The sequence below is a fragment of the Aeromonas sp. QDB25 genome (genome assembly GCF_027707725.1).
Lineage (GTDB): Bacteria > Pseudomonadota > Gammaproteobacteria > Enterobacterales > Aeromonadaceae > Aeromonas > Aeromonas caviae.
In genome coordinates, this window is record NZ_JAPCIZ010000006.1 from 17,971 (window position 1) to 27,465 (window position 9,495).

The 9,495-nt window shown below is 57.1% G+C and carries 6 protein-coding genes; all 6 read left to right on the forward strand.

Features of this window, described 5'->3' with window-relative positions; all coding sequences use genetic code 11:
- The first annotated feature begins 85 nt into the window (after positions 1–85).
- Positions 86–2,230, forward strand: a complete 2,145-nt coding sequence (locus PG883_RS03455) for a type I secretion system permease/ATPase (protein ID WP_039040368.1) — start codon at positions 86–88, stop codon at positions 2,228–2,230.
- Positions 2,223–3,638: an HlyD family type I secretion periplasmic adaptor subunit gene (locus PG883_RS03460; RefSeq protein ID WP_069785226.1), complete on the forward strand. Its 1,416-nt coding sequence runs from the start codon at positions 2,223–2,225 to the stop codon at positions 3,636–3,638. Before PG883_RS03455 ends, PG883_RS03460 begins: the two co-directional genes overlap by 8 nt.
- Before the next feature lie 35 nt (positions 3,639–3,673).
- Positions 3,674–5,005, forward strand: a complete 1,332-nt coding sequence (locus PG883_RS03465) for a TolC family outer membrane protein (protein ID WP_128296820.1) — start codon at positions 3,674–3,676, stop codon at positions 5,003–5,005.
- 114 nt (positions 5,006–5,119) lie between these two features.
- Positions 5,120–5,863, forward strand: coding sequence for a transglutaminase-like cysteine peptidase (locus PG883_RS03470; RefSeq protein WP_372587294.1), 744 nt, complete (start codon positions 5,120–5,122; stop codon positions 5,861–5,863).
- Between the two features lie 3 nt (positions 5,864–5,866).
- Positions 5,867–7,792, forward strand: coding sequence for an EAL domain-containing protein (locus PG883_RS03475; RefSeq protein WP_128296819.1), 1,926 nt, complete (start codon positions 5,867–5,869; stop codon positions 7,790–7,792).
- Positions 7,793–8,059: 267 nt separating this feature from the next.
- The coding region (locus tag PG883_RS03480; protein ID WP_270806970.1) for a retention module-containing protein at positions 8,060–9,495 on the forward strand (1,436 nt) is incomplete at its 3' end.

The window sequence follows — 9,495 nt, forward strand, 5'->3', positions numbered from 1 at the left end:
GGTCTGTTCTGTTTTTCCGGATCGCCGCCGGGCTTTGGATATTCGGCCCCGAGACAACCTTCTGAATCATGTTTGATGGGATGCTATGCAAGCAGAAACCAGCCATATAGATGAACTGTTGGAGTGCCTGGTCTTTTTGACCCGCTTTTATGGGGTGCCCAACAGTCAGGATGCTCTCACCACCGGCTTGCCACTGGTCTCCGGGCGTCTCAGCACGGCGCTCTTCAGTCGTGCCGCCGAGCGGGGCGGTCTCTCTGCCCGCGAAGTGATCCAGCCCCTTGAACAGATCTCCTCCCTGCTGCTGCCCTGCGTCTTGCAGACGCGCAATGGCGGCGCCTGCATCTTGCTTGAATGGAATGAAGAACGGACCCAGGCGAGGGTCATCTTTCCCCAGGCCGGAGACGCGGCCCAATGGGTCAGTCTTGCCCAGCTGGGTGACGAGTACAATGGTCGTCTGTTCTACGTCAAGCGGCAGTTCAAGTTTGATGAGCGCTCGCCCAAAGTGCTGGAGACCCGTGATGGTCACTGGTTCTGGAGCACCTTGTTCGAGTCCCGCGGTATCTATCGGGATGTGCTGGTGGCCTCGATCCTCATCAACCTGTTTGCCATCGCCAGCCCCCTGTTCACCATGAACGTCTATGACAAGATTGTGCCCAACCTGGCATTCGACTCCCTCTGGGTGCTGGCGGTTGGAGCCATGGTGGTGTTCACCTTCGACTTCGTGATGCGCCAGCTGCGCAGCTACTTCATCGATATTGCAGGCAAGAAATCCGACGTGCTCTTGTCGGCCAAAATCTTTGCCAAGGTGATGGGCATGAAGATGGAGTCCAGGCCTGCGTCGACCGGTGCCTTTGCCAAGCACTTGCAGGAGTTTGAATCGGTGCGCGAGTTTTTCACGTCGGCCACCGTCTCCACCCTGATCGATCTGCCGTTTGCCATCTTCTTCCTCTTCATCATCTGGATTTTCGCCGGTGTGATGGTGGTGGTGCCCATCATCGCCATCCTGATCCTGGTGGCCTACAGCTTCTACATTCAGGCACCGCTGAAGCAATCCATCGAGGAGGGCTCCCGACTCGCCTCTCAGAAGAACGCCAATCTGATCGAAAGCATCTCGGGCCTTGAGACCGTGAAGATTTTCGGGGCCGAGAGCATGTTCCAGCACCGCTGGGAGCAGGCGGTGTCCCACATCTCGACCTGGGGCGTGCAAACCCGGCGCATCACCAACTCCATGTCTTCTCTGGCGAGCTACATCCAGCAGGTGGTGACAGTGGGACTGGTGATCGTCGGTGTTTACCAGATCTCGGAAGGGTTGGTGACCATGGGGGGCATGATAGCGGCCGTGATGCTGTCGAGCCGGGCCATCGCCCCCATGGTGCAGCTCTCGGTACTCTCCACCCGCTACAACCAGGCCAAGTCGGCGCTCGAGATCCTGGAGAAGATCATGATGACGCCGGGTGAGCAGGAGGAGGGCAGGCAGTACATCCACCATCCGGTCATCCAGGGGCGCATCGAGTTTGAAAATGTCTCCTTCAAGTATCCGGGCATGGAGAGCAGCACCCTGCACAACATCAACCTGCGCATCGAGCCGGGTGAGAAGGTGGCCATCATCGGGCGGATCGGTGCGGGTAAAACCACGCTGGAGAAATTGCTGATGGGTCTCTATCGCCCGACTGACGGCCTAGTGCGTCTGGATGGCTTTGAGCTGGACCAACTGCCGCCGACCATCATTCGCCGCAACATCGGCTGTGTGCCGCAAGATGTGACCCTCTTCTTTGGTTCCGTACGGGACAACATCATGCTGGGCAATCCCCTGGTGGACGATGCCCGTGTCTTGCGCGCCGCCAAGCGGGCCGGGGTCACCAACTTTACCAACCGGGATCCCAACGGTCTCGACAGACAGATAGGCGAAGGGGGACGTCAGCTCTCCGGTGGCCAGCGTCAGTCCATCCTGCTGGCTCGCGCCCTGCTCAACGATCCCCCCATTCTGGTGATGGACGAGCCGACCTCCAACATGGACAACCAGTCAGAGATGCACGTGAAGCAGGAGCTGGCGCGGCTCGGCCCCGAAACCACCCTTATCCTCATCACCCACAAGACCTCCATGCTGGATGTCGCTTCCCGGGTCATCGTCGTGGAGCAGGGGAAGATAGTGGCGGACGGTCCCAAAGAGGTGGTGTTGCAGCAATTGAAGGAAGGCAAGGTGCGGGTGCAGGAGACGGCGAATGGCTAACCACTGGTTCAAGAAAACGCCCTCAGATACGGTCTTGCCTGCACCCGAGCATCTTGAGTACGTGGATGACGGCGCCGCCGCCGTGCTGCTGACGACACCCACCCGTGCCAGAGTCCTGCTGTGGGCCTGCTTCCTGTTTTTTGTCAGCGCCATCGTCTGGGCAGCCTGGGCAGAGCTGGATGAAGTGACCGTCGGCCAGGGCAAGGTGATACCGTCGCGCCAATTGCAGGTGATCCAGAACCTGGAAGGGGGGATCGTCAAGGAGATATTCGTCAAGGAGGGGGACATCGTCGAGAAGGGACAGCCGCTGCTGCGCATCGACGATACCCGCTTCAAGTCGGATTTTCGCGAACGGGAGCAGGAGCTGGTCACCCTCAAGGGGGATATCGCCCGCCTGCGCGCCGAAATTCGCAGCGTGGTGGTCAAGAACGAGCCCAATCTGGGGTGGCGTGAACAGGTAGCCATCGACAAGCAACCCATAGAGTTCCCCGAAGGGTACGAGAATGTCTTTGCCGAATATGCCGCCCGTGAAAGGTCGGTGCAGGAGGCGCGGTTAAACAACCTCAAGAACCAGCTTTACATTCTGGGACAGCAGATCGAGCAAAAAGAGCAGGAGACCATAGAGCTCAATGCCAAGATCCGGACCGTGGGCCGCAGCGTTGATTTGGCTCGTCAGGAGCTGAACATCAGCCGTCCTCTCGCAAAAGAGGGTATAGTTCCTCAAGTGGAGCTAATTAAACTGGAGCGGCAGGTCAACGAAATGCAAGGGGAGCTGGAGGCGAACCGCCTGCTGGTGCCCAAGCTCAACTCGGTACTGCGGGAGACCATCTCGAAGCGAAATGATATCGCCTTGAAATTCCGGGCGGACTCCCAGACCGAGTTGAACGAACGTCAAGGCAAGTTGAGCCAGTTGTCAGAGGGCCAGGTCGGCCTCAGGGACAGAGTCGATCGTACCAGTGTGATCGCGCCTCTCAAGGGGACCATCAAGAAGCTCAAGATTAATACGCTGGGTGGGGTCGTTCAGCCGGGCATGGACCTGATGGAGATAGTGCCGCTGGAAGACACCCTGCTGGTTGAAGCCAAGGTGTCGCCCAAGGACATCGCGTTCCTCAGACCCGGACTGGAGGCCGTGGTCAAGATAACTGCCTATGATTTCACTATTTATGGAGGTTTACATGGCAAGGTTGAACAGATAAGTGCCGACTCAATCCAGGATGAGGAGGGCAATTCCTTCTATCTGGTGCGAGTACGAACCGAGAAGAGTTATCTGGGCGATGAGCTTAACGCACTTCCCATCATCCCCGGTATGTTAGCCAGTGCAGATATTATTACTGGTAAAAAAAGTGTCCTAGACTACTTGCTGAAACCCATCTTGAGGGCTAAGCAGTCGGCACTGAGAGAACGATAAGCCAACAATCTAAAAACAACATGACTGGAGATACCATGAAGAAGACGATTGTTGCCATGCTGGTTAGTGGCACCATACTGTTCCCGGGCCTGAGCCAGGCACAGACGCTGGAACAGTCAGTGGCGCAGTCACTGGCTACCCATCCGAAAATCAAGGAAGCTTTTGATCTCTATCAGGCACGACTGTATCAGCATGATGGAGCCAAGGGCGGCTATTACCCCACCATCGATCTGCGTGGTGGCGTCGGTTACGAGAAGACTGACAGTCCCTCGACCCGTGCCGCAGGTCCGAATTCACAGACGATCGATGACTCCATGACGCGCAAGGAGGCCGGGATCAGCCTTCGCCAGATGCTGTTTGACGGCTTTGATGTCAGCAGCAACGTGGCACGGACCGATGCCGCCGCCCAGGCCCAACGCCTGGCGATGATCTCCGAGGCGGAGAACACGGCCCTGCGCGTGGCCGAGGTCTATCTCAACATGCTGCGTCAGCAGGAGATCCTGGAGCTGTCCAAGCAGAACCTTGAAACCCACGAGCAGATCCGCAGTGACATCCAGAAACGGACCGACTCCGGTCTGGGGTCGACCGCTGACCAGACCCAGATCGACGGTCGTGTGGCTCGGGCTTACTCCAATCAGGCGGCGGCGGAGAACAACTATCGGGATGCCGAGAGCGAGTTCATCCGTGTCGTCAATGAAGTGCCCAAGGATCTCGTTCAGCCAGTACCGAACACCCAACTCCTGCCCGCAACACTGCAAGATGCGCTGAAGACGGCAACAGAGGTTCACCCGACCCTGCTGTCATCCCTGCAGGACATCGAAGAGGCGAAGTACCAGCATGAAGGCTCCAAGTCCGGGTTCTACCCGAACGTAGCCTTTGAAGTGGATCAGAACTGGAACGAGGACATCGATGCGGTCAAAGGCCGTAACGACGATCTCACCGCCATGGTCCGGATGCGTTACAACCTGTTCCGCGGTGGGTCCGATCTGGCAGAAAGCAAGGCAACCTCTGCGCTCTATTCCCAGGCCAAAGACATTCACATGAATGCCTTCCGTCAGGTGGAAGAGGGGACACGCCTCGCCTGGAACGCCAAAGAGTCGCTGGCCAAGCAAAAAGTCTTCCTCAAAGAGCACGTGGACGCCAGCTATGACACCGTACAGGCGTACAAGAAGCAATTCGGCCTGGGCCAACGGACCTTGCTGGACGTGCTGAACACGGAGAACGAACTGTTCGAGGCTCGCCGCAGCTACATCACGGCCGAGTACGACTCCCTGTTGGCGGATTATCGTATCCTCAATGCCACCGGTGGTCTGCTCAATGCCCTGAATGTGCAGCAACCGGCTGAATGGCAGGCCAACAACAACTGATGGCCCTGCCACTGATGCCATATCAGGCAAGGGGAATGGCTGCAGCATGCTGCAGTCATTCTTTTATGCGTCCGGCGGTCAGGGGATGATGGCGGCGTCATGACACAGAAAGAAGTGGCATCGACAGGCTGGAGCCGACGTGATGGGTATCGAGCTGTCGCAGGTGCACGTGCGTCCTGGCGGGTTCGCCTGCTGTGGTTGGCCCTGCTGGCGATCCCCCTGCTGCTCAGCGCCAGCCAGCCTCTCTCACCGGAGGATATGAAACTGGTCAAGCGCGCGGAGGAGACCTATGGCCCCAGGGCTGGTAAACGGGTCACCAGCTGGCGCACTTTGGCAATGCAGAACAAGGCGGCGGGGCTGACGGATCGGCAGAAGCTGGAGAAGGTGAACCAGTTCTTCAACCAGATGCGTTTCATCGATGACATCAAGTTGTGGCACAAGAAGGATTATTGGGCGACACCGCTGGAATTTCTGGGCGCAGCGGGAGGAGATTGTGAAGACTTCAGCATTTCCAAGTATTTTACCTTGCTGGAACTTGGCATCCCTGATGAAAAAATGCGAATGGTATATGTCAAGGCATTGGATTATAACCAGTTTCATATGGTGGTTGCCTACTATGAGACGCCTGCGGCAGTACCCCTGATTCTGGACAATCTTGTCGGATCAATTCGCCCGGCGACCCAACGGGCGGATTTGTTGCCAATTTACAGTTTTAACGGTAGTCACTTGTGGCTGATGAAAGCGCGTGGTCAAGGGGAACTGGCCGGGCAATCATCCCGCTTGGGATTATGGACAGACTTACGCAATCGCATGACATCGGGGCGATTGGCTCGGCCTGCGGTCAATTTGGATGATTAACCTATGACGCTCTACAGACAACTATTGGCAACCATGCTGCTGCTGTTCGGATTGCTGTTTGCCGCCACCTATTGGGTGCAATTCAATTCGACCCGCAACTACCTGGCGCAGCAGCAGGAGACCACCGTCATCAATACGTCCACCGCACTCGGTCTGGCGCTGACCCCCTATCTGGAGAACGGCGACAAGGTCAGTGCCGAATCCGTGATCAAGGCGGTGTTCGACGGGGGTTACTACAAGCTGGTCCGTCTCGATCTGCTGGCCTCCAAGGATGTCATCGAGCTGGAGAACAGCAGCCATATCGAAGGAGTCCCACAGTGGTTCATTGGGCTGGAGCTGTTCCCTGAAGTGGCCAATGAATCGATTTTGACGTCGGGTTGGCTGCAACTGGGCAAGCTGAAGGTCGTCGGCCACCCTGGACAAGCCTACTACGAGCTATGGAAAGGAATGAGCGAACTGGCCACCTGGTTTCTGGTCGGCTTTCTCGTCACCACTCTCTTGCTGATGCGGGCGCTCAATTATCTGCTCAAACCGCTCAAGCTGATTTGCGATCAGGCGGTTGAAATCGAGCTGCACCATTTCGGCCACGCCATTCCCGAGCCCAAGACCCGCGAGCTGCGGCAAGTGGTACAGGCCATCAATACCCTTTCCAGCAAGCTTGCCGTGCAGTTCAAAGAGCAGGCCGACGAGGCCGAGAATCTGCGAGCCCGCGTCTATGTGGATGCCGTCTCCGGGCTTGGCAACCGCTCTTACTTCGTCGGGCAGGTCAATGCCTGGATTGCGGAGGCCGGGCAGGGCGGGGTCATGCTGGTGGCCGTCGACATGCTAGACGATCTCTATCGGGAAGAGGGCTTTGCTGCAAGGGACAACATGGTCAAATCCATTGCACAGGTGCTCAGGGAATTGCTGGATGGCTGGGATGGCGCGGCGCTGGCCCGGATCTCGGCGACGGAGTATGCCTTGCTCTGCCCCACCGATGATCTGTCTCAGCTCAAGGAGCTGGCGGAGCTCATCAACAGCCGTATCGCCGATCTGGTTGTCAATCCCATGGGAGAAAGCGGAGCGCTGTCCGTCGTCGGCATCGCTGGCCGTGATGGCAATGACGATCTCTCGGCCCTGCTGACGAAGGCGGATAACGCCCTTGGCAAAGCGCGCAATGAGCGGCGCGGTGCCGTCGTGATGGAAGGCGGCAATGAGCAGGGACTGATGGGACGCCTTGCCTGGCGAGACCTGGTGCAGGATGCCATTGCCAGACATCTCTGGCGCTTCAAGGCACAGCCTGCATGCCGCTTCGATGATGGTACCCGCCTGCATGCCGAGTTGTTCGCGGCCATCTCGCGAGATGGAACGGATTACTTCGCAGGGCAGTTCTTGCCTGCGATCGAGCAGTTCAAGATGGGGGCCGAGTTTGACAAGGCGGTGCTTGAAGCCTGCGTCCCCTTGTTCAAGCAGCAACCGGAATTGGTGTTGGCAGTCAATATCACGGCGGGTTCTCTCTGTTCGGATGAGTTCCTGACATGGCTCAGAGGCTATCTGTCGCTGAACGTGGAGCTGAAGGAGCGACTGCTGTTCGAGATCCCGGAAGTGGCCATCATGAAACACAAAGAGTATGTGACTCATCTGGTTGAGCTGTTGCGAGAGCACGGCTTCTTGTGGGGGGTCGATCACTATGGCCGGCACTTCCAGTCCCTCGGCTATCTGGAAGAGCTGACCCCCGCCTATGTCAAGGTGGACCACGGGTATACCAGCCAGGTCATGGAACCGGGCGCCGATACCTCCTTCCTGGCGGCTGTCTGTCGGGCTGCCCACAACGCGGGTGTCACGACCATCGCCACCCGGGTGGAAGATCAACGGCAGGTTGAATTGTTGTCCAGTTTGCATATCGATGGTTATCAGGGGTTCGTTCACCCTGCATTTCCACTGGTATAAGCGGTACAACTCGATAGAAAGGGGCCCATTAAGGGCCCTTTTTTATATCTGTTTAGAATATGTACATCATTTTTACGCGACATATAGGTAATATCACTAAAACTCGCGCTGTTACTTAATTGATTTTTATATGTAAAAAATATTCGTTCGATTCGCTGCATCGGATGAAGTCAAAGAGACTCAACCCTGTACATTTTTGCAACGGAAGCAGGACGGGGGCGTATCTAGAGTGTAGGCATCAAGATCTGTCACCCTGGAGCAATGGATATGCGCACCCAAATCATCGACAAAACCGTGGTCGTCTCTTCCGTAGAAGGCAACGTTCAGATCCTGCTTGCCGATGGCAGCAGTCGCTCTCTCCAGCCTGGCGAGATCCTGCAGCCTGGCGCCAGACTCAATATCGCTGATGATGCCAAATTGATGCTGGCGCCCTACGATGACAAACCTGCAGAGGGCAATGGTGTCCCGGCAGGGACAGAGATGCCTCCAGAGGGGCAATCTTCCTCATCGGTTGCCAATCATCAGCAAGGCTCGCCTGAAGTGTCGCCAGAAATTGCGGCGTTGCAACAATCCATCCTGCAAGGGGTTGACCCGACCAAGAACTTCGAAGCCTCTGCTGCCGGTGGGGCACCTGCCGCCGGTGGTGGTGGCGGTATCGGCGGGGTCGCTGGGGCCAGTGGCAATGGTGGTTTTGTTGTCATAGACCGCATCGGAGATGCGACCATAGCCGAGGCCGGATTCGATACCGGCTATGACACGTTGATCGATCAAAATGTGCTGCAGGAAGACGATCTTCTGCCCGAGAATCAGCTCGATGATCAGGATGAGTCTGTTGTCACCCAGGAAGATCAGGCCATCAGTGGCAATGTGCTCGACAACAGCAACAATCCGGATGGTCCCCTTGATTCGTCTGTCATTTCCTATAGCTGGGGCAGCAATCAGGGAATTGCTGCTGGCGTTGAGAGCACGCTGGATGGGATTGGTACGCTGATCATCAATGCGGACGGCTCCTATACCTTTACCCCTGCGCTGAACTACACAGGCCCTGTACCTGCGGTCAATTACACCTTAACGGATGGGGATGATACCAACGACTCCACTCTGACTATCACCATCACCCCTGTAGATGAGCCTGTCTCGCTGAATGGATTGCAGGTCGAGGGTGGTGAGCTTGTCCTTGATGAAGCCGCATTGCCGGATGGCTCAGCCTCCGATGGCGCAGCCTTGACCAAGAGCAGTACCTTTACATTCAATGCGGCAGATGGAGTACAAAGCCTGACGCTGGGAGGTGTGACGCTGATCAGCAATGGCCAGGTCTTGACCACCTTCCCCCAGGGGATCCCCAGTCCTTTGGGAAATCAACTGCTGGTGACCAGCGTCAGCTACAACCCGGTGACAGGGGTTGGCAGCGTGACCTACAGCTACACCCTGAACGATAACGAAACACATAACAAACCTGCAAATGATGGGGCTCTGACGGAGAGCTTCAACGTTGTGTTGACGGACCTCGATGGCGACACGACCAGTGCAGGGCTGGATGTCGTGGTGCTGGACGACGTGCCGACGGCGGTGAGCGACGTCAACCCGACGGCGGCGAGCGAGAACAACCTGGTCCTCAATGGCAACGTCATCACCAACGACGTGCAGGGGGCGGATGGCGCGGCGGTGACCGCGGGCACCCTGAGCGGGACCTACGGCAGCCT

Excerpts from the sequence above, each read along its gene's own strand:
- PG883_RS03455 (WP_039040368.1), top strand. The coding sequence starts at position 86 with ATGCAAGCAGAAACCAGCCATATAGATGAACTGTTGGAGTGCCTGGTC.
- PG883_RS03460 (WP_069785226.1), top strand. The coding sequence starts at position 2,223 with ATGGCTAACCACTGGTTCAAGAAAACGCCCTCAGATACGGTCTTGCCT.
- PG883_RS03465 (WP_128296820.1), top strand. The coding sequence starts at position 3,674 with ATGAAGAAGACGATTGTTGCCATGCTGGTTAGTGGCACCATACTGTTC.
- PG883_RS03475 (WP_128296819.1), top strand. The coding sequence starts at position 5,867 with ATGACGCTCTACAGACAACTATTGGCAACCATGCTGCTGCTGTTCGGA.